Raw genomic sequence first — 18,254 nt, 5'->3', positions numbered from 1 at the left:
TGAAAACATAAGCCGGTTTTTCCCCGTTACGGATGTAAAGTGGGCGCAGTTTCGCGTCAAAAAAGGTGGTACCACGGAAAGCATACCCGTCCTTTATGGACGATTCGGTGTGCTTTTTTTTATTGAAAAGGAATGAAGACTCATGAAAAAACAACGTATTGTCGTGAAAATCGGCAGCAGTTCGTTAACAGATCACAGCGGAAATATTGTTGAAGAAAAAATTGCTGACCACACGTCGGCTATTTCGGCGATGAAACAAGCGGGACATGAAGTCATTGTTGTCTCATCGGGTGCAGTGGCTGCCGGCTTTCGGGCACTCGGTTATCCATCCCGCCCGAAAGTGATGGCTGCCCGCCAGGCATCTGCCGCCGTTGGGCAAAGCTTATTAATTCAGCGATACATTTCGCACCTGTCACCAAAGGGCATTACAGCTGCTCAAATACTTTTGACGAAAGGCGACTTTTACTCAAAAGGACGGTTTCAAAATTTTTATACATCGATGACCGAACTTTTAAATCGCGGTGCCGTGCCGATTATTAATGAAAATGACTCTATTTCAATTGAAGAATTGACGTATGGAGACAACGATATGCTGTCAGCACTCGTCAGCGGCTTTTTGCAGGCGGATGGACTGGTCATTTTAACTGATATTAATGGGCTTTATGACAACAACCCGAAAACAAATCCGGATGCGAAGCGGTTTAATTTCGTCCCTGCTATTTCAAGCGAGATGCTCCAAGCAGCCGGTGGAAGCGGGTCGTCAGTCGGAACCGGCGGCATGAAATCCAAACTATTAGCAGCGGATAAAGCACAATCTCTTGGTGTTTCTGTTTTTATCGGCAATGGCACTGGTGAACGCAAGCTGCTGGACATCGTCGAAGGAAAAGGCGATGGAACGTACATCGGATCACCGATGCAACAGCATATGCAGCGAAAAAAGCAATGGCTTGCCCACCATGCTAAACCATCTGGAACCATTACGATTGATACTGGGGCGGAAACCGCCGTCCTAAAGGGTCGGAAAAGCCTCCTTCCTGTTGGAATTATAGCTATCGACGGTTTATTCGATGCACTAGATGTAGTGGATGTGCGCAATAAAAACGGCAATCTCCTTGGCCGCGGCCAAGTATTTTATTCATCTATCGACCTTGAAAAAGTGAAAGGACTGCCAGGCCCTGAAGCAAAAGCGTATTCAATTAACGAACGGGCTGAAGTGATTCATCGTGACAACTGGGTCACATTAAAAAATGAAGGCTAGGAGTGGGGAAAATGAGTGAACTTTTACAAAAAGCCACGCTTTTAAAACAAGCATCTTTTGACATGGCGATGAAATCAACGAAAGAGAAAAATGACGCACTTCTGCTTATTGCAGATGCTTTAATCGATCAGACAACTGCTATTTTAGCTGCTAATGAGCAAGATATGGATGCGGGGCGCGAAGCCGGTTTCACCGATTCACTGCTCGATCGGCTGCAACTGACTGAAGACCGCATTGCAGCGATTGCAGACTCAGTCCGTCAGCTGACGAAATTAGACGATCCGATTGGGGAAGTCGTGGAATCATGGACAACGGAACACGGCCTGAATATTGAAACGATTCGTGTTCCGCTTGGCGTTGTCGGCATGGTCTATGAAGCACGCCCAAATGTAACTGTTGATGCTGCGACACTTTGTTTGAAAGCAGGCAATGCAGTATTGTTGCGTGGAAGCACATCTGCCCTCCATTCCAATAAAGCGCTGACTGCTGTTATGAAGCAGGCACTTGATCAATCACCAATTCCAACTGACGCGCTCCAGCTTTTGGAGGATACAAGCCGAGCGACCGCATCAGAAATGTTTAAGCTAAATGATTATTTAGACGTGCTCATTCCACGCGGGGGCGCCGGATTAATTCAATCTGTTATCGAGCAGTCTACAGTTCCTGTTCTTGAAACAGGCGTTGGCAATTGCCATATTTTCATCGATGAATCGGCCGAAAAAGAGATGGCTATAAACATTGCATTAAATGCAAAAACACACCGTCCATCTGTGTGCAATGCAGCAGAAAGCCTTTTGATCCACCGTGATTGGCCCTACCAGCAGGAATTAATGTCCGTCCTTCAGACTGCGGGTGTAGAAGTGCGTGGAGATGAAGAATTAACCCGTGAGTATAATAATGTCATTCCTGCTTCTGAAGAAGACTGGGGACAGGAATACTTAGCAATGACACTTTCTGCTAAGCTCGTTGGAGATACGCGGGAAGCCGTTTCTCATATTAACCGCTACGGTACAAAGCATTCCGAAGCGATCGTAACAGAAAACGATGAGCATGCGGATTTATTTTTCCGTGGGATTGATGCCGCCGTTTTATACCGAAACGCCTCCACACGATTTACAGATGGAGAACAATTTGGTTACGGCGCTGAAATTGGTATTAGTACACAAAAGCTCCATGCGCGTGGTCCAATGGGATTAAAAGCGATTACAACCGTGAAATCACTCGTCCGCGGTTCCGGGCAAATACGGCATTAAAAAAGCGCGCGGGAATTATTTCCCGCGCGCTTTTTTACATAAATGCTTTGTGAATGTAGCTGCTTTCTTTTAAGATAAAACCATCCTGGATAAGCGATTCCCAAAGCTCACGATCAACCGCGTAAGGCGACTGTGCCTGCAGCTGTCTTAATGTTTGTTTATTTAAAACAAAAGAGTAAGAAAAACCATCGATAATAAAAAAACCAAATACATCCTCTGATTGCTTTTCCCAGTTGAATAAAAGCATGGTGTTAACGCCCCAATCAACCAGCTGTTTCTCCATGCAGTTAATAACATGAAAAAAGAAGCTTTCCTGATCCATTACTTTGGCCAAATAACCGCGCAGCATTCCAGATGTATTCATATATCGCATCCCCCTATTGCCCATTAAATCGCATAGTTTTTTCTTCCCTTTTCTTACTCTTTTAAACGAAAAAAAGCGCATCAGAACACGATACGCTTTCTGATTTGTTATTTTACATCATTAATAACGAGTTGTTCCCCGTTTTCTACATAAACGAATGTTACACTATCGCCTGTTTCCATCGCTTCAAGTTTGGCCATCGTCTCACTGCCGGCTTCTACCTGATACGCGTTTGGTACGCCGTCTACTTCAATTTCAACTGTATGGGGATCAGCCAGACCATTGAATGTACCAGTTGCTTCTGTTCCTTCAACCGATGATTCTTCTGTTTCATTTTCAATGCTCTCTTGTACATCATCCGTGCCTTCTTCAACTGTTTCACCAATGTCGGCCGCCTCTTCTTCGACTGCATCTGCCGCTTCTCCAAGGCTGTCCTGTGCATCTTGTGTGGCTTCATCTACTTCTTCAGCAGCATTTTCTGTTGATTCAGATGCACTGCCTGCTGCATCTTCAGCCGCTTGTTCTGCTTTTTGTGTTTCCTCTGTTTCTGCCGGTACTGTTGTTTCCTCTACTGTATCTTCTTCAGGTGCCGCATTTTCAGAATCTGCTGAACAGCCGGCAAGCAATCCTCCAGCAAGTAGTGCAGCACCCATCAAGCCTATTATCTTCTTCATTATGTACTTCCTCCTTACATGTTGTTACCACACATCATACTTGTTTTTTCTTTTGAAGAAAAGCAATATGGTAATAAAGGGGAAGAAATGAACGCTTTTCGCTATTTCGATGGTCCTGCCAGTCAAGGTGGATCCGGTCGATATGTTTTTTTAAATGGCACAAAGATGGAATCAATCTGTCTTTGAATTCCGAACGGGTTTAGGCTCATCAGTATACGTGGTTTATCATTATACAGCCACATGCTTTTGCGTTCAGTTCGGCGAATCAAGACACTTCCTCTTCTTCTTTTGCCCATTCAAGCACCTCTTTCGCATAATAAAATTATAATTTTACTTCTTTTTATATCATACGAATTGAATATGAATAATATGTGAATATTTTCTAAAGAATTGTAAATTCATCTTTCTTTTTTCATTTCCTTGAAAAAGCGGTATAATTACTTGTTGAAAGATAAAGAGGTGTTTCAAATGAAAAATATGATTTCGCCTGCGTTTGATCCGTGGGAAAGCTACATAGATATCGATCAGTCCGGTTCTGCCCGGCTGTCCAATATTGAATTTACGACGACGACACTCTGTAATATGCGATGCGAACATTGCGCGGTCGGTTATACGCTGCAAACGAGAGATCCCGACGCACTTCCCCTATCGCTGTTATTATCGCGCCTGGATGAAATTCCTTTTCTGCGTTCATTGAGCATTACAGGCGGCGAACCAATGCTGTCAAAAAAATCGGTTCAACAATATGTACGGCCGCTTTTACAGTATGCACACGATCGAGGTATCTACACGCAAATGAATTCTAATTTAACGATTGACGCCGGGCGTTATGAAGACATCGCTCCTTATCTTGATGTACTTCATATTTCTCACAATTGGGGTACCATTGATGATTTTGTTGAAGCAGGATTTGCCAATATGGAACGAAAGCCGTCCTACAGTCAGAGAGAAAAATTATTTGACCGGATGATTGAAAACAGCCGGATCTTATCTGAGACGGATGTTTTAGTGTCGGCAGAGACTATGTTAAATAAGCGGACACTTCCCCACCTTGCGCATATTCATCAGCAAATTGTCAATGAAATGAAATGCGGCCGCCACGAAGTTCATCCGATGTATCCAAGTGATTTCGCCAGTGCACTTGAATCGTTAACTCTGGATGAAACACGCAGTGCGATCCATCATTTGCTTGACGTACGCAATCCGAATGTGTGGATGCTCTTTGGGACGCTGCCGTTTTTTGCCTGCAGCCCGGATGAACGGGATCGTGAGCTTGTCTTCCGCCTGCAAAATGAACCGCTCGTAACTGTCCGCAATGATCCTGATGGCCGTTCACGTTTAAATGTGAATATTTTTTCCGGTGATGTGATTGTGACGGATTTTGCCGATGCCCCGTCTCTTGGCAATATTCAAACCAATACCCTTCAGGAATCCTTTGATGTCTGGACTAATTCCGTGCTGGCGAAGGAAATTGACTGTCATTGTTCTTCCGTTCGGTGCCTTGGTCCGAATTTGCTCGTTAAAAAGGCGTATTATCCCGATGTGGACTTTACAAAACGAAAAGCTTTTACAGAAAGAAAGGAATTTCAGCGATGAAAAAAGAAACAGCAATTTTCGCCGGCGGCTGCTTTTGGTGTATGGTCAAGCCGTTTGATCAGTGGGAAGGCATTGAATTGGTCGTCTCCGGTTATACAGGTGGTCATGTCGAAAATCCAACGTACGAACAAGTAAAAACCGGCAGCACCGGCCATAAAGAAGCGGTCGAAATCACGTATGACGCAGATGTTTTTTCATACGATCAAATCCTTGAAATTTATTGGCAGCAAATTGACCCGACGGATGATGAAGGGCAATTTCAGGATCGCGGTGATTCATACCGAGCTGTTATTTTTTATCTAACAGCTGAGCAGAAAGAAGCGGCAGAGCGTTCAAAAAAGAAGCTTGCGGACAGTGGGTTATTTAAGAAAATGATCGTTACCCCGATTTTGCCGGCAGGCCGCTTTTATCCGGCAGAAGATTATCATCAGAATTTTTATCAAACTCATAAGGAAGAATATGAATCAGACCGTCACCAGTCGGGGCGTGATCAATTTTTCCATGAGCATTGGACAGCTCATGAAGCGAAGCATTAAATCAGATGGAGTCGCCAGCTGGATTAAAGACCAAATTGCCCTCGGCAAATGGTCGCTCGGCATGAAAATCCCAAGCCAGCGCGTTTTAGCCGAAGATTTATCCGTTAACCGTAGTACGGTTATTGCCGCACTTGAACAACTAAAAGCGGACGGCATCATTGAAGGCGTCATGGGAAAAGGAACGATTGTCGCTAATAACACATGGTCTCTTCTCGCTTCACTGCCTCCTGACAATAAGCCGGCATCTCAAACAGCACATACTGGCATTATCGATTTAAGCAAAGGTGAGCTTGCGGAAGATGTGTTTCCAGAAAACTATTTAAATGATATACTCAGCCGGGTGTCAGGAAAAATCAACTCTCTCGGCTATGAAGATCGAGGTGGATATGAACCGCTTCGTGAAGCGATTGCCGGCTATATGACTCGTCAAGGAACGCCCGTTACTCCATCGTCCATATTAATTGTTTCTGGCGCAATGCAAGGGTTTCAATTAATCGCATCCGGCCTGCTCGAACACCATTCATCGATTTTACTTGAGGAGCCTTCTTATTTGTATTCTATCCATACATTTCAGTCGCTTGGCATGTCTCTAAAAGGCATTCAAATGGATCATGAAGGACTGCGGCCGGAATTACTGCAATCTGCTTGGACATCCGGTCAAAAAGGGGCGCTTTATACGATTCCATGTTTCCACAATCCGACCGGTATTTTAATGAGCGAAGCGAGAAGGAAAGAAATTCTGTCTTATTGCAGCTCAAATAGGCTGCCAATTATTGAGGATGACATATATCGTGATTTATGGCTTGACGCGCCGCCGCCGCCTTCTCTTAAATCGATGGACAGCTCGGGAAATGTCCTTTATATTGGCAGTTTGTCGAAAACGTTAAGCCCTGGTCTTCGTATTGGCTGGATTGCCGGAACTGATTCAGTCATTGAGCGATTATCCAATGTAAAAATGCAGGCGGATTATGGAACAAGTTCTCTCTCGCAGCGTGTGGCTGCTGAATGGCTTGGCGAAGGACTTTACGAACATCATCTTGAATACGTCCGAAAAGAATTGCTGAAACGACGTCAGGCAGCCTCCGCTTCATTACAACGACACTTGTCAGATTTGGCAGAATGGACGATACCAAGCGGTGGATTTTTCATTTGGCTTCGCCTGAATCAAAACATTTCATTAAAAGAATTATATACAGAAGCATTAAATGAAGGTATTTTATTTCATCCGGGCAGTATTTATACAGAAGGAACGTCACGCGCGATCCGATTATCTTTTGGGTATGCCCCCCCTGATCAATTTGAAGAAGGCATTAAACGGATGAAGAAATGGATTATTGCATTATCTAAATGAAAATAGGAGGAAACAAAACATGATAATTACAGACCATACACTTGAGAAAACGGATGACCCGTTTGGCATTTTAGAAGGAAGTCGGTATGAGTACCATCTTTTTGCAGCGGTTGAAGAGGAAGATGAATTATATTCACCGGAAGGTTTTTACATCCGTGTACTATATGTAGTAACGGAATCGGAACATAAAATAGCCAGCTTGTTTTTGCATAACCGCGCAGATGATACGGTTCTGGATTTTGAACTTGAAGATGATGAAGTAAAACTTGTTCGTGAATATTGCGCGGCCCATTTAAAATAAGCATGTGTAAACCCCGTCTGCATTGTTTTGCTGACGGGGTTTTTAAACTGCATCCTCACTGGCTGTTTCCGTAACAATCAGTCCTTTCTCTTCTATATTTAAATGGCTTTTTGGATATACAATTGAATTTGATCTTCTGTTAAGTTGTGCATAAAGCGATAAAACGGAATACTCTTCATTCCAAAGCCCTCACACATTTGCTTATAATATTCATAAGCTTCCCGATACATTTCCATTTTGCTCACCCTTTCTGTTATATAACAATTTTTATTTTGTGTTATTAATATATAACACAGTAAATGAGTTGTCAAATGTTTTCAAATAAAAAGCAGAAAAAATTCTTTTTTTACTGAACGATAATTTGGTCCTCATCTTCCGGATCAACCGCTTGATCGATAAATACTTTCGTCCGGATATACCATTTATGTGTATCATCTGTTTTGGGTCCTTTTTCAGGAAGTTTTAGTGAAAATGGGATGGAGTCCGCCTCTCCTGCTTTTATGTTTCTGTTTAATTCAATATTCACTTCTTCAATGTGTTTATCATGCCAGGTAAAATCACTGTCTTCTTTTACCTTTTCATATTGTAAATAAAGCAGCACTTGAATTTTTTCGATCGGTTCATCTGCCAGGCCGCCTTCAATAAGAATTCGCCCATTTACTGTTTCACCTAGTGCGGCTGTTTGATTTTCTAAAACCGTATCTACTTTTACACTATCGATTCCAATACTTGAAAAAATTTCTTTCCACATGAATAAATCTCCCCCATTCTTTTTATTTTTATTCCCTTATTTTTATTATTTTAATACGGTTTTTAAAAATTATTATTTGAATTTAACACATAATGTATTAATAAAAAAATGCCGTAAAAACGGCATTAAAATTCTTTTTTCCAGACAGGGTAAAAAAACTTAGTTCCTTTTTTATTGGCCGGAAGCAATTTCATGTCAGCTAATAAATGGGAAATGTAACTCAAAAGAAGAACGGCAAGAAGCCCGTCGAGTGGGTAAGCCCGTGTAATTTCAGCAGCGACAAAATAAAAAAGCGCGATGCCAACGATCGAATGCGTCCACGTCCGGTGTGAAACGAGTGAAGCAAATAAAATGAAAAATCCTATGTACATGATCCAGGCTTCATTTATGTACCAGCCTGCGTATACAACCAGCGCTCCTGTTAAGAAAAGCATCATTCTTTGTTTAATGAATAATCTCGGCAAAAGCAGCAATCCGACGCTGACGATAAATCCGGCCGCCTGCTTTACACCGAAAAGCATAAAATAGCTGTAAAGAGCAAGCAGCAAACCTGCTGCAGCAAAAAATAAAATAAGCCATTTTTTTTCAACGGTAATCTTATTAGCGAGTTTCCCATTTACATCAAGGTCTGGCACTAAAGCAGCAACTGCCCCTGTACAAGCAAAAAGTGCTGTGTCAATCAGCGGCGACTGCATCCAGACCGCCACACCGACACCTGTGGCTGCGCCAATAACCATGTGTGAAGATCCTTTCAATGTTCTCTCATCCTTTCTCATGCAAAAAGCCGCCCGATGTGAGGCGGCTGTATATCTTTATGAATGTTCAATTACATGCAGGACCCAATCTTGTACTGCTTCAATGTGTTCCGCTGAAATCTCCATTTCGCATAAAACAGCGCCTTTACCGATAATTTTCAACACGGGTACAATTGCCGGTTTTTTTGGGTTATATGAGTATACAACAGTATCCACATGTTTGAGTGGTATACGCGTATGCGTCACCATTCCTGTACTTTTTAAATACCCATCTTCAATTTTAACACTATTTTTCTTCCAGCAATATGATGAATCCGTCACAACTGCTTCTGCTTGACCCTCTGTAAAGATTGCCACCATGATTGATAACCCCTTTTTTGTTCACCGTAACTACTATAAAATAACAGCTTCTCTTTCATTTGTAAACAGCAATTTTAAGTTTACATAATTAAATTATTGTTTACTTTAAAATTCAAAAAAAAAAAAACGGAGCTTTGTCCGTTTTAAATGACTTTTGCTTTAATGTATACATTTGGGTTTTGCGCTTTCACGGATTTAACGAGGCGATCCGGATCACGCAATATAAAAAAGTAAGATACATTGGAGCGTGTATAAACCGCTATCCGTTCTTTTTTTACATACGGACGGACAATATATTTTTCAAAAAAGGACGCATTCTCTGATATTTCATCCATTTCAAATACTTCAACGATTTCGTTCATTGGAATAAATGTCTCCAGGTTGCCTGTTTTTATAACGAGTACTCCATCTTCCACTTTATGACCGGATAATAACCGGCTCACCAGTACTGTTCCGACAATAACAATAATCGCTGCTGCAATATAGATCATAATCATCCTCCTGAGCGCTCTTTATTCATTTCTTTGCCATCACTTATTTTACTCATTTTTTTTGAAAAAACACCTATTTCCAGCTTGGAAATGTAGTGTTTTTGTAGCCAAATGCCCGCATATGTATTAATAACGTTTTCAAAGTATACGTTTTCAAAATAAGAGCTTCAAAAATGAAAAACAGGTGAAGCATTAGCTTCACCTGTTATGGTTTCAGTCAGAATTAGTTTTTTTCTACGTTAGCAGCTTGTGGGCCACGTGGTCCTTCAACCACTTCAAATTTCACGGTTTGGCCTTCTTCAAGTGATTTGTAGCCTTCACCTTGAATAGCTGAGAAATGAACGAATACATCGTCCTGTCCTTCAACTTCGATAAAACCGAAGCCTTTTTCTGCATTAAACCATTTTACTTTACCTTCTAGCATGTTATGTCCTCCTCGCGCTTGATGCGCAAATCTTTTCTTGCTGTTTGCTGTTATTTCAAGATGAAACACTGGACGTGATTCCTTTTGAAACGAGCGAACAACTATCTTTACTATAGCATCTTTTTTTTTTGCGTGCAACCGCAACCTTTCAATTTTTCTCAATTCCCAATGTTCTTACAATGTGCACAAGGTGTGCCGGAATGTCCCATTTTATTGTACGATCCGGATAGATCCACACCCTAATAATATCCAATTTATCAAGACCGGTCTCGAGTTTTGAGACCACCCATTTCATACGGTCAAGGCCTGGATTCGCCATAATAAACAGGCTTGGGTTTGCGGCTTCTCCCTGTACACGAATCAATTTTTCAATTTGATCCCCCGTGTTTCCGCGAAGCTGGTTATTATCATATACCATACCTTCCTGCTGTCGTTTCCCACGTGACCCTTTGCATTTTATATAAGCGTTCCATTCCTGTTTGGCTGCGACAAGGTCATGCCCGCCGGCTGCTGCTTCCAATTGCACAGTCCAGCCGTGTGTGATTAAATAATCTATCACTGCTTTTATTACTTCTTCTTGTGTTAAGACAAATTCATCCGGTACTTTTAGTCGGTCAAGGCTGATCGGCACGTATTTTCCCTCCCGTTCTTCTTTCTATAATACATTCCACTCTAAAGACTTGTTTCCCTGCCTAGCGCAAGACTTTCCGGACAGTATTCACACGGTCTTTATATGGAGGATAAAGCAAATTTGACTGAGGCGATGATTTTTTACGCAAAATGCTTTTTTTATGTGAAAAAAGATCAAAACTTGCTTTTCCATGGTACGCATTCATCCCAGAAGCCCCAACACCGCCAAATGGCAAATATGGACTTGATACATGAATAAGTGTGTCATTAATGCATGCTCCGCCAAACTGGATAGACGAGATAACTTTTTCTTCCATTGATTTTTCTTTTGTGAAAACGTAGAGAGCAAGCGGTTTCGGAAACTTTTTCACCCGCTTAATTGCCTGATCCAGTTCCGTATAAGAGAGAACGGGCAAAATCGGACCAAAAATTTCCTCTTCCATTAATGCGTCATCCCATTCCGCTTCAACGATCGTTGGCGCAATAAATAAATCTTCCCGATCCATTTCGCTGCCTTTTAAAACGGTGCCTGCTGTTTTAGAAAGCATTGTTTGCAGCCGGTCAAATTGCCGTTCATTCACAATACGCCCAAAATCCGGGCTGTTCTGTGGATCTTTTCCATAAAAATCAAATACAGCGAGTCTTAATTCTTTTAAAAAGGATTCTTTCACATTTTGATGGATAAGAACGTAATCTGGAGCAATACATGTCTGGCCAGCATTGGAAAATTTACCCCAGGCAATGCGCCGGGCTGCATTTCTCAAATCGGCGGAATAATCGATAAACGCGGGGCTTTTGCCGCCAAGTTCTAATGTTACGGGAATAAGCTGCTTTGCGGCGGCGCCCATGACTACTTTCGCCGTTGCCGCACTTCCGGTAAAAAAGATATAATCGAATGGTGCATTGAGCAAGGCTGTTACGGTTTCTTTACCGCCTTCCTGCACCCCGATAAATGCTGAATCAAACGTTTCTTCAAGGAGCGCTTTTAAGACAGCTGATGTATGTGGAGTGCTTTCTGACGGCTTAACAATCGCTGTGTTTCCTGCCGCAATGGCACCGATGAGCGGTTCTGCGACAAGCTGGAATGGGTAATTAAATGGACCAATAATGAGGATACTGCCATACGGTTCTGGCACAATATAGCTTTCAGCCGGCTGTTGATGAATAGGCGTTTTCACTTTCTCAGCAGCAGCCCATTCCCGCAAATGTCGAATCATGAAACGAATGCTTTCATACAAAAATCCAATTTCGGTTGTATACGCTTCAAATTTATTTTTTCGTAAATCGAGGTGTAATGCTTCCATTATCTCATCTTCACGTTTTTTAATTGCTTGTTTTAATTCCTTCAGACGATTTATTCGCCAGTCAACGCTGCGGGTGGCTCCCGAATCAAAAAAAGCCTGCTGTGCCTGTATCATTTCAGCAACGTTCATGCCCATCATCTCCGCTATGTATTTTCTTTATTTTAACAGCCTCTCTTTAGAGCGTCAAAAATGGCTTTCCTATTCATCGCTAAATGCGTTATGATGACAAGCAGAGGTGACGTTCGTGAAAGTAGTGTTTTGGACAGCTGGTGCTTGTCTTCAGGCAGCGGCTATGTCGATTTTTTTATTTCCGCATGCAATTTCATCCGGTGGGGCGGCCGGCATTAGTATTATGATGAATCATCTATTCCATACGCCTTATGCCGCATCGATTTGGGGTGTTAACGTTGTGATGATCGTGCTGGCGTTTAAATGGCTCGGTCTGAAAACAGCCGCTGGCACCATGTATTGTGTGACGATTGCAGCGATGGTTATTAACTGTTTAACGCCTTTTTTTCCGGTTCCCCTAGGAACAATCTGGACAGACCTTCCTGCCGGTGCCCTTCTTTTCGGCATTGGGCTTGGCATGTTGTTCAAATCGGGCGCTTCTTCCGGCGGTATGGACATCGCCGCTCTTATTCTGTCAAAATGGCGCAATTGGCCGCCGGGCCGGTCTCTTTTTTATATAAATACAACGATCTTAATTGCGACTGGCCTCGTTGTCGATGTAAAAACAATTCTTTATGCAATTGTTTGTCAATGGATCGCGTCGCGTGTCATTGATTTTATTCAGTTATTTTCCATTGAGTCAATACGCAAAAAGCCGCTTCCGAAGCAATAACTTCTAGAAGCGGCTTTTCTTATTTGTTCATCGCAGTTTTGAGCGTCTCGATATTTTGTTCCATAATCGACATATAATCTTCCCCAGCTTCTATATCCTCTTCTGTTAACGTAGCTAAGTTGTGAAGGCGAAGGGATTCAGCTCCGATTTCCTTTTGGATCACTTCTGCAATTTTCGGTGTAATGTTCTGCTCAAAAATCACGTAGCGGATGCCATGTTCCGTCGCAGTATCTGCCAGTTCTTTTAACTCTTTTTGTGACGGTTCATCCGTCGGTGATAGACCGGCTACACTAAGCTGTTCAATACCGTATGACTCTTCCCAATAGCCGTAGGCCGCATGAGAAACGAGAATTTCTTTCTGCACTGCTCCATCCGCCATTGTGTGAAAATCTTCATCCAGCTGTTCAAGTTCCTTGGCAAGCGCCTCGTAATTTTCATTGTAAAGCGCTTCTTCATCAGAATTAAGCGCCACCAGCTCTTCCTTTACCACTTCGGCCATTTGCTCAGCCAGTGTCGGATCAATCCAAATATGAGGGTCTACTCCGCCGTGATCATGGCCGTCATCCTCTGCTTCATGATCATGTTCGTCCTCTGTATGCTCTTCTTCCCCAGCACTATGTTCATGGCCCGCTTCAATATCTACGTGCTCACCGACGTTAACAATTACGACATCTTCAGCTGAAAGGGTTTCTTCTACTTTTTCTGCAAATGGCTCCAGGTTAAGACCGTTGTACAAAAACAAGTCGGCAGCCGCAATATCAAGCATAGTTTTGGATGTAGGCTCATATGTATGCTCATCTGCACCTGCCGGCAGCATGCTTTCTACTTCTACCGTGCCTCCGCCGATTCGTTCTGTAAAGTATTGGAGCGGATAAATAGTTGTATAAACTGTCAATACTTCATCAGTTGATTCATTTGTTTCATTGGATGTTTCACTGTTTTCATTTCCGCACGCAGCAAGCGCCAATAAAAGGCTCGCAGCTGCCAATGTCCACTTTTTCACGTATATTCCCTCCAAAAGTAAGTGTGTCTTTTATAATATAGTAATCATTCCGATTTGTAAACAGTAACTGTTCCGATTTAAACAAGCATTCACCATTTGGTGAATGCTTGTTGATTATTTCGTTAAAATAATTGGTTCTTCCCTTGTGACTACTACTGTATGCTCAATTTGTGCCACACGGCTGCCATCTGGTGTTTTAAACGTCCAACCGTCACCTGATTCTTTAATCATATCTGCTTTTTCTGAAACAAACGGTTCAAATGCGATCACCATTCCTTCTTTCAAAAGAGCATTGTCCCACGGGTCAAAATAATTTAAAATATGGTCTGGCGCTTCATGAAGCGATTTACCGATGCCATGTCCCGTCAAGTTTTTAATCACTGCAAATCCGTTACGGCGTGCTTCATTAGCCACTGCTTTGCCAATTTGATTTTGCTTCGCTCCTGCTTTAATTTTCAGCAAACCACGTTCAAAAGCCTGTTCAGCCGCTTCACACAGCTTCGTTAAAACAACGTCTCCTTCGCCGACAACAAACGAAATGCCGGTATCCGCAAAGTAGCCATCCAATGAGCCCGAAACGTCAATATTGACAATGTCTCCTTCTTGAATGACGCGGCTGCCAGGAATGCCATGAGCGACTTCATCATTGACGCTGATACACGTAAAACCTGGGAAATCATATTCCCCTTTTGGGCCGGATACCGCTCCATGTTCCGCAAACAAGCGGCCGCCAAGCTCATCAATTTCTTTTGTCGTAATGCCGGGCTTCGTAAAGCTGCGCATTTCATCCCGAATAACCGCGACAATTTTTCCGATCTTTCTTAACGCTTGAAGTTCTTCATCTGTTTTTACAATCATTATGTCCATTCCTTCACTTTTAATTTTCCATTACTCATTATAGCAGAATGTTAAGATTGTGTTGAAATTATGTGTTTTCTATGTTTGATCCGGCCCTGGGGTGTTAAACTAAATAGTATACGCGGACAACGCTGTCCCGATCGAAGGAGTGATTCCGATGACAAAATGTGTCATATTTGATTTTGATGGCACCATCTCTGATTCTATTCAAGTGTTTATAAAGGCATACAACGATTTCGCCGAAAAAGAAGGCTACAATCAAGTTGCCCATGAGGAACTTGATGATTTAAAGAAAATGAGCATTCCTGAGCGCTGCCGCCATTTAAATTTCCCAATGCGCAGCATCCCATTTGCTGCTCCGAAGCTGTACCGTTCCGTGCGCGAATCAAAAGCCTCTCTTCCGCTCTTCCCCGGCATTAAACAAATGCTTGATGAATTAAGCAGCCGTGGTATTCACATTGCGATTATTTCATCTAATGCAATAGATATCATCGATCACTGCTTAAAATCGAATGGGATTGATTATATTCACGACATTTTATCGTCCAAATATATTTTCAGCAAAGACAAAATGATCAAAAAGCTGTTAAAACAATACGATTATTCACATGAAGAGGTTTTTTATGTCGGCGACGAGCAGCGCGACATTGATGCTTGCATGAAAACAGGGCTTCGTGCTGTCTGGGCCTCATGGGGGTACGATCACGAATCTCTTATCTCAGGTGAAACCTCGAAAGCAGCTGTACCGGATGACGTTGTCGATTTTGCCTTAAGAGCATAGATGAATCCCCCGCTTGCGCCTTCACCTGCAAACGGGAGATTTTCACTTTAAAAGACAAAAAAGTGCGGATGTAGAATCCGCACTTTTTTAGTGCACTGAACTGGGGACATCCTGATGCTTTTTTCCTCTCGCCCAGCGAATACAAATCATAAGCGTGACGACAATAATAATCGCCCCAAAAATATATGGAAGCCCCATGTTGATATCAAATAACATGCCTGCAAGCGCGGGACCGATCATATTTCCAATACTCATGTATGCATTATTCATGCCGGCAGCAAAGCCCTGCTCATTGCCGGCCATTTTCGAAATAGTCGTGTTGATGGACGGACGCAGTAAGGAAGCCGCGGTAAAGAATACTGCCGAAATAAGCAATACTGATATAAAACCAGTCGCAAACAAAATACTAATCATCGATAGAGCCGCAACAACAAGCATTGTATTCATAATCCGTACTTCCCCAAAACGCTCTAACACTCGATCGAGCACAAAGGCCTGCACGATGACACCAACTAAACCGCCCACAACCATCAAAATGGAAATATCCGATGGGCTGAAGCCGAATTTTTGATCTGTAAACAAACTAATTGTTGATTGGTAGTTCGCAAGCCCGAATGACAAGGTGAACATCATAACGAGCAAAATAAAATAAGGCTTTTTCGTGGAAAGAGCCAGCTGCTTTACAAGCGATTCCCTTTGTTTTGATAATGCTTTTGCTCCTTCTTTTACCGGTTCTTTCAAAAAGAAAACGGAAAGGACCGCTGCCATTGCCGCAACTGTTCCAGCAATGACAAAAGGAGACCGCAGGCCGAATGCAGCTAAAAACCCGCCAACGCCTGGTCCAACAACGAAGCCGAAAGACATTGCTGCCCCAAGGCGGCCCATTCCTTTTGCGCGCGTTTCCACTGTCGTAATATCCGCCACAAACGCCATCATCGATGGAATCATAAATGCCCCACCAATACCACTGATCATACGTGATACATATAAAAGCGCTAAATGGTTAGAAAATGCGAATAAAAATTGAGCAAGTGAAAATAAAACAAGACCGAAAATGATCGATTTTTTCCGGCCATACCGGTCTGATAAATCACCAGCAAGCGGTGAAAATAAAAACTGGGCAAACGCAAACGTCGCAATAAGAAATCCGAATGTTTTTCCGCCTGCCCCAAACTGATGAATGATCGTCGGCATAATCGGGATAACAAGCCCAATTCCGGTCATGACGATAAACATGTTCATCATTAAAATTAACAGCGGAAATTGCTGTATCTGTTGTCTCGACATGTAAAGCCTTCTTTCTTTTATAAATGAATCGTTTCAGGCATTTTTTGCACAGCCTGTTCTAGCTCTTCTGCGAGTGGTTTCATGGATGGTATGCTTTTCAAGTTAAACAGCATCCCATTTAAAATCGCTGTCCGTGGTTTTACATCAAGTAATTCTTTTTCCAAAATCGTAATCGAATCCAGCACAAAAGCCGATGCTTTTTCCTGAACAGCCATTTCCTTGAGCTTCTTAATAAAGTGAAGAGGATGAATACCCGGCGCACATTGCGGCTCTTCTCTTTTATCTAAATGAGAACTGAAAATCGGCTCCGGTTTTTCATCGAGCATCCACTTGGAAGAAGCATCCAGGTGCTTAAATAAATAATGGGCCAGCTGGTCAAAATCTTGCCGTGATTCTCTTTCGATAATTTCTCTTAGGTATGAAATCATTAATCCCTTTAAAGAAACAGTCAAATCAGCCGCATAAGGAGCAATCTCCTCTCCATACATGGTTATAATCCGCTTTTCAGTCTGCTTTATTAAATGAAAATTTTCCCTGCGGACGAATTCATTTAAAGACGGATCTTCAAGTCCGCGAATTTCTTTCAGCTGCATCATAAAAAATTCCTGAAACGCACAATAGTGCCGCGTACGAATCGCGATCTCTCGGATAAAGTCTTCTTGAAGGCTGTCCGATTCGTCTTTAGCGGCTGCGATTTGATCATGAAGCATCTGGTAATAATACGTAAAAATATCGGAAAGCAATTCTTCCTTTGACTTAAAATACGTATATAAACTGCCTTTTGACAAGCCGCATACATCGGCAATTTGCTGCATCGATGTTTGGTGGAAGCTCGTTTTTGAAAACAACTTCATAGCCGTCAGCAAAATTTTTCTCTTTTTCTCTTTCATTTCCGACACCAACCGAACAGTTTTTTATTTGACCATGCAGTCAATCATAGCATATGGCTGTTTAGAACGCACGAAAAATGTTTCGTCTGTCGAAATAACGATAAAAAAATACGCCCGGACATTTGTCTGGACGCAAGTTTATAGCTTGTTGGATTTTAGCAAGTCACGAATTTCAGTTAACAACTCTTCTTCTTTTGTTAATGAAGGAGGAGTTTCTTCCTCTTTTTTCTCTCGCGTATATATTTTATTAAGCAGTTTAATAAATAGAAAAATAGAAACATAAGCTATTTTTCATGAGGGGAGTCTTTTTTTCCATTTACTCGACGGTTCCACTTTTGTTCGGATTTAAACAGCTTGATAAACAACGTGATGAAAAAAACAGGAACTGCGTAAATAAACATATACAGCAATCCGGCTATCCATTGCATGCTCTCGCCTCCTCAGCTTGATGTTACCTTCGTCTTTCTCATTATATAAGTTGTTTTGTTTTTTTTATACTAATTTGAATTTTGCACATAATGTATTAAAAAAAGCTTCACGTCATTT

At 42.2% G+C, this 18,254-nt stretch carries 23 protein-coding genes, 1 pseudogene and 1 other annotated feature (1 of these 25 running past the window's edge); of the genes and pseudogenes, 8 read left to right on the top strand and 16 right to left on the bottom strand.

Annotated features, from left to right (window positions below; all coding sequences use genetic code 11):
* Positions 1-97 (top strand) — a binding site (T-box leader); it begins 111 nt to the left of the window's first position.
* A 45-nt stretch (positions 98-142) separates the two neighbouring features.
* Both proB and NLX67_RS09975 read left to right on the top strand, forming a co-directional pair.
* The gene (gene proB, locus NLX67_RS09980; RefSeq protein WP_254311619.1) at positions 143-1,258 is read left to right on the top strand and encodes a glutamate 5-kinase; all 1,116 of its coding nucleotides are present in this window, start codon (positions 143-145) and stop codon (positions 1,256-1,258) included.
* An 11-nt stretch (positions 1,259-1,269) separates the two neighbouring features.
* A complete protein-coding gene (locus NLX67_RS09975) occupies positions 1,270-2,511 on the top strand; it encodes a glutamate-5-semialdehyde dehydrogenase (RefSeq protein WP_254311618.1) in 1,242 nt (413 codons plus the stop codon).
* A gap of 34 nt (positions 2,512-2,545) precedes the next feature.
* Here the strand turns inward: NLX67_RS09975 and NLX67_RS09970 are convergent, their stop codons facing one another.
* A complete protein-coding gene (locus NLX67_RS09970) occupies positions 2,546-2,875 on the bottom strand; it encodes a hypothetical protein (RefSeq protein WP_254311617.1) in 330 nt (109 codons plus the stop codon).
* Between the two features lie 107 nt (positions 2,876-2,982).
* Positions 2,983-3,549, bottom strand: a complete 567-nt coding sequence (locus NLX67_RS09965) for a hypothetical protein (protein WP_254311616.1) — start codon at positions 3,547-3,549, stop codon at positions 2,983-2,985.
* A gap of 468 nt (positions 3,550-4,017) precedes the next feature.
* Between NLX67_RS09965 and yfkAB the strand changes: the two genes are divergently transcribed.
* The 4 genes from yfkAB to NLX67_RS09945 are packed head-to-tail and all read left to right on the top strand — an operon-like array spanning position 4,018 to position 7,333.
* Positions 4,018-5,145, top strand: a complete 1,128-nt coding sequence (yfkAB, locus tag NLX67_RS09960; protein WP_254311615.1) for a radical SAM/CxCxxxxC motif protein YfkAB — start codon at positions 4,018-4,020, stop codon at positions 5,143-5,145.
* The gene (gene msrA, locus NLX67_RS09955) at positions 5,142-5,681 is read left to right on the top strand and encodes a peptide-methionine (S)-S-oxide reductase MsrA (RefSeq protein WP_046181031.1); all 540 of its coding nucleotides are present in this window, start codon (positions 5,142-5,144) and stop codon (positions 5,679-5,681) included. The genes yfkAB and msrA overlap by 4 nt, the downstream gene beginning before the upstream one ends.
* Positions 5,647-7,032: an aminotransferase-like domain-containing protein gene (locus NLX67_RS09950; protein WP_254311614.1), complete on the top strand. Its 1,386-nt coding sequence runs from the start codon at positions 5,647-5,649 to the stop codon at positions 7,030-7,032. The genes msrA and NLX67_RS09950 overlap by 35 nt, the downstream gene beginning before the upstream one ends.
* A gap of 19 nt (positions 7,033-7,051) precedes the next feature.
* Positions 7,052-7,333 (top strand): DUF6509 family protein, encoded by a 282-nt coding sequence (locus NLX67_RS09945; RefSeq protein ID WP_046181029.1) that lies wholly within the window; start codon positions 7,052-7,054, stop codon positions 7,331-7,333.
* 98 nt (positions 7,334-7,431) lie between these two features.
* Here NLX67_RS09945 and NLX67_RS09940 read toward each other — a convergent pair whose 3' ends face one another.
* The 8 genes from NLX67_RS09940 to NLX67_RS09905 form a co-directional block, all read right to left on the bottom strand.
* Positions 7,432-7,569: a hypothetical protein gene (locus tag NLX67_RS09940; protein WP_254311613.1), complete on the bottom strand. Its 138-nt coding sequence runs from the start codon at positions 7,567-7,569 to the stop codon at positions 7,432-7,434.
* 110 nt (positions 7,570-7,679) lie between these two features.
* A complete protein-coding gene (locus NLX67_RS09935; RefSeq protein ID WP_254311612.1) occupies positions 7,680-8,084 on the bottom strand; it encodes a sporulation protein in 405 nt (134 codons plus the stop codon).
* A gap of 125 nt (positions 8,085-8,209) precedes the next feature.
* Positions 8,210-8,860 (bottom strand): metal-dependent hydrolase, encoded by a 651-nt coding sequence (locus tag NLX67_RS09930; protein WP_254311611.1) that lies wholly within the window; start codon positions 8,858-8,860, stop codon positions 8,210-8,212.
* A 36-nt stretch (positions 8,861-8,896) separates the two neighbouring features.
* Positions 8,897-9,199, bottom strand: a complete 303-nt coding sequence (locus NLX67_RS09925; protein ID WP_254311610.1) for a hypothetical protein — start codon at positions 9,197-9,199, stop codon at positions 8,897-8,899.
* Positions 9,200-9,342: 143 nt separating this feature from the next.
* On the bottom strand, positions 9,343-9,690 hold the full coding sequence (locus tag NLX67_RS09920) for a hypothetical protein (RefSeq protein WP_254311609.1): 348 nt from the start codon (positions 9,688-9,690) through the stop codon (positions 9,343-9,345).
* A gap of 223 nt (positions 9,691-9,913) precedes the next feature.
* Positions 9,914-10,114: a cold-shock protein CspD gene (cspD, locus tag NLX67_RS09915; protein ID WP_046181024.1), complete on the bottom strand. Its 201-nt coding sequence runs from the start codon at positions 10,112-10,114 to the stop codon at positions 9,914-9,916.
* Positions 10,115-10,262: 148 nt separating this feature from the next.
* The gene (locus NLX67_RS09910; protein ID WP_254311608.1) at positions 10,263-10,745 is read right to left on the bottom strand and encodes a hypothetical protein; all 483 of its coding nucleotides are present in this window, start codon (positions 10,743-10,745) and stop codon (positions 10,263-10,265) included.
* 61 nt (positions 10,746-10,806) lie between these two features.
* Positions 10,807-12,177 carry an aldehyde dehydrogenase gene (locus NLX67_RS09905; RefSeq protein WP_254311607.1) on the bottom strand — a complete coding sequence of 457 codons (1,371 nt, stop codon included), beginning with the start codon at positions 12,175-12,177 and terminating at the stop codon, positions 10,807-10,809.
* Positions 12,178-12,292: 115 nt separating this feature from the next.
* On the opposite strand from NLX67_RS09905, the gene NLX67_RS09900 reads away from it, so the two are divergent.
* Entirely contained in the window at positions 12,293-12,889 is a 597-nt protein-coding gene (locus NLX67_RS09900) for a YitT family protein (RefSeq protein WP_245618132.1), read from the top strand.
* Between the two features lie 19 nt (positions 12,890-12,908).
* On the opposite strand, the gene NLX67_RS09895 is transcribed toward NLX67_RS09900, so the two are convergent.
* The gene (locus tag NLX67_RS09895; RefSeq protein ID WP_254311606.1) at positions 12,909-13,892 is read right to left on the bottom strand and encodes a metal ABC transporter solute-binding protein, Zn/Mn family; all 984 of its coding nucleotides are present in this window, start codon (positions 13,890-13,892) and stop codon (positions 12,909-12,911) included.
* 114 nt (positions 13,893-14,006) lie between these two features.
* Complete coding sequence (gene map / locus NLX67_RS09890; RefSeq protein ID WP_046181019.1) at positions 14,007-14,750, bottom strand: type I methionyl aminopeptidase; 744 nt, start codon at positions 14,748-14,750, stop codon at positions 14,007-14,009.
* 157 nt (positions 14,751-14,907) lie between these two features.
* On the opposite strand from map, the gene NLX67_RS09885 reads away from it, so the two are divergent.
* Entirely contained in the window at positions 14,908-15,531 is a 624-nt protein-coding gene (locus tag NLX67_RS09885; protein WP_046181018.1) for an HAD hydrolase-like protein, read from the top strand.
* Between the two features lie 87 nt (positions 15,532-15,618).
* Here NLX67_RS09885 and NLX67_RS09880 read toward each other — a convergent pair whose 3' ends face one another.
* The 4 genes and pseudogenes from NLX67_RS09880 to NLX67_RS09865 form a co-directional block, all read right to left on the bottom strand.
* Positions 15,619-16,818, bottom strand: coding sequence for an MFS transporter (locus tag NLX67_RS09880; protein WP_254311605.1), 1,200 nt, complete (start codon positions 16,816-16,818; stop codon positions 15,619-15,621).
* A gap of 17 nt (positions 16,819-16,835) precedes the next feature.
* Positions 16,836-17,708 carry a TetR/AcrR family transcriptional regulator gene (locus NLX67_RS09875; protein WP_254311604.1) on the bottom strand — a complete coding sequence of 291 codons (873 nt, stop codon included), beginning with the start codon at positions 17,706-17,708 and terminating at the stop codon, positions 16,836-16,838.
* Between the two features lie 138 nt (positions 17,709-17,846).
* Positions 17,847-17,984: pseudogene (locus tag NLX67_RS09870) on the bottom strand (large conductance mechanosensitive channel protein MscL); the annotation flags it as partial.
* A gap of 8 nt (positions 17,985-17,992) precedes the next feature.
* The gene (locus tag NLX67_RS09865; RefSeq protein ID WP_156154087.1) at positions 17,993-18,136 is read right to left on the bottom strand and encodes a hypothetical protein; all 144 of its coding nucleotides are present in this window, start codon (positions 18,134-18,136) and stop codon (positions 17,993-17,995) included.
* Positions 18,137-18,254: the final 118 nt, after the last annotated feature.

The organism is Domibacillus sp. A3M-37 (genome assembly GCF_024213455.1).
Taxonomy (GTDB): domain Bacteria; phylum Bacillota; class Bacilli; order Bacillales; family Domibacillaceae; genus Domibacillus; species Domibacillus tundrae.
This window is presented reverse-complemented; position numbering and strand designations above follow the sequence as displayed.

Excerpts from the sequence above, each read along its gene's own strand:
- map (WP_046181019.1), bottom strand. The coding sequence starts at position 14,750 with ATGATTGTAAAAACAGATGAAGAACTTCAAGCGTTAAGAAAGATCGGA.
- NLX67_RS09940 (WP_254311613.1), bottom strand. The coding sequence starts at position 7,569 with ATGGAAATGTATCGGGAAGCTTATGAATATTATAAGCAAATGTGTGAG.
- NLX67_RS09920 (WP_254311609.1), bottom strand. The coding sequence starts at position 9,690 with ATGATCTATATTGCAGCAGCGATTATTGTTATTGTCGGAACAGTACTG.
- NLX67_RS09930 (WP_254311611.1), bottom strand. The coding sequence starts at position 8,860 with ATGAGAAAGGATGAGAGAACATTGAAAGGATCTTCACACATGGTTATT.
- NLX67_RS09905 (WP_254311607.1), bottom strand. The coding sequence starts at position 12,177 with ATGAACGTTGCTGAAATGATACAGGCACAGCAGGCTTTTTTTGATTCG.
- NLX67_RS09970 (WP_254311617.1), bottom strand. The coding sequence starts at position 2,875 with ATGAATACATCTGGAATGCTGCGCGGTTATTTGGCCAAAGTAATGGAT.
- NLX67_RS09950 (WP_254311614.1), top strand. The coding sequence starts at position 5,647 with ATGAGCATTGGACAGCTCATGAAGCGAAGCATTAAATCAGATGGAGTC.
- msrA (WP_046181031.1), top strand. The coding sequence starts at position 5,142 with ATGAAAAAAGAAACAGCAATTTTCGCCGGCGGCTGCTTTTGGTGTATG.
- yfkAB (WP_254311615.1), top strand. The coding sequence starts at position 4,018 with ATGAAAAATATGATTTCGCCTGCGTTTGATCCGTGGGAAAGCTACATA.
- NLX67_RS09875 (WP_254311604.1), bottom strand. The coding sequence starts at position 17,708 with ATGAAAGAGAAAAAGAGAAAAATTTTGCTGACGGCTATGAAGTTGTTT.
- NLX67_RS09880 (WP_254311605.1), bottom strand. The coding sequence starts at position 16,818 with ATGTCGAGACAACAGATACAGCAATTTCCGCTGTTAATTTTAATGATG.
- proB (WP_254311619.1), top strand. The coding sequence starts at position 143 with ATGAAAAAACAACGTATTGTCGTGAAAATCGGCAGCAGTTCGTTAACA.
- NLX67_RS09865 (WP_156154087.1), bottom strand. The coding sequence starts at position 18,136 with ATGCAATGGATAGCCGGATTGCTGTATATGTTTATTTACGCAGTTCCT.
- NLX67_RS09945 (WP_046181029.1), top strand. The coding sequence starts at position 7,052 with ATGATAATTACAGACCATACACTTGAGAAAACGGATGACCCGTTTGGC.
- cspD (WP_046181024.1), bottom strand. The coding sequence starts at position 10,114 with ATGCTAGAAGGTAAAGTAAAATGGTTTAATGCAGAAAAAGGCTTCGGT.
- NLX67_RS09965 (WP_254311616.1), bottom strand. The coding sequence starts at position 3,549 with ATGAAGAAGATAATAGGCTTGATGGGTGCTGCACTACTTGCTGGAGGA.
- NLX67_RS09885 (WP_046181018.1), top strand. The coding sequence starts at position 14,908 with ATGACAAAATGTGTCATATTTGATTTTGATGGCACCATCTCTGATTCT.
- NLX67_RS09925 (WP_254311610.1), bottom strand. The coding sequence starts at position 9,199 with ATGGTGGCAATCTTTACAGAGGGTCAAGCAGAAGCAGTTGTGACGGAT.
- NLX67_RS09975 (WP_254311618.1), top strand. The coding sequence starts at position 1,270 with ATGAGTGAACTTTTACAAAAAGCCACGCTTTTAAAACAAGCATCTTTT.
- NLX67_RS09935 (WP_254311612.1), bottom strand. The coding sequence starts at position 8,084 with ATGTGGAAAGAAATTTTTTCAAGTATTGGAATCGATAGTGTAAAAGTA.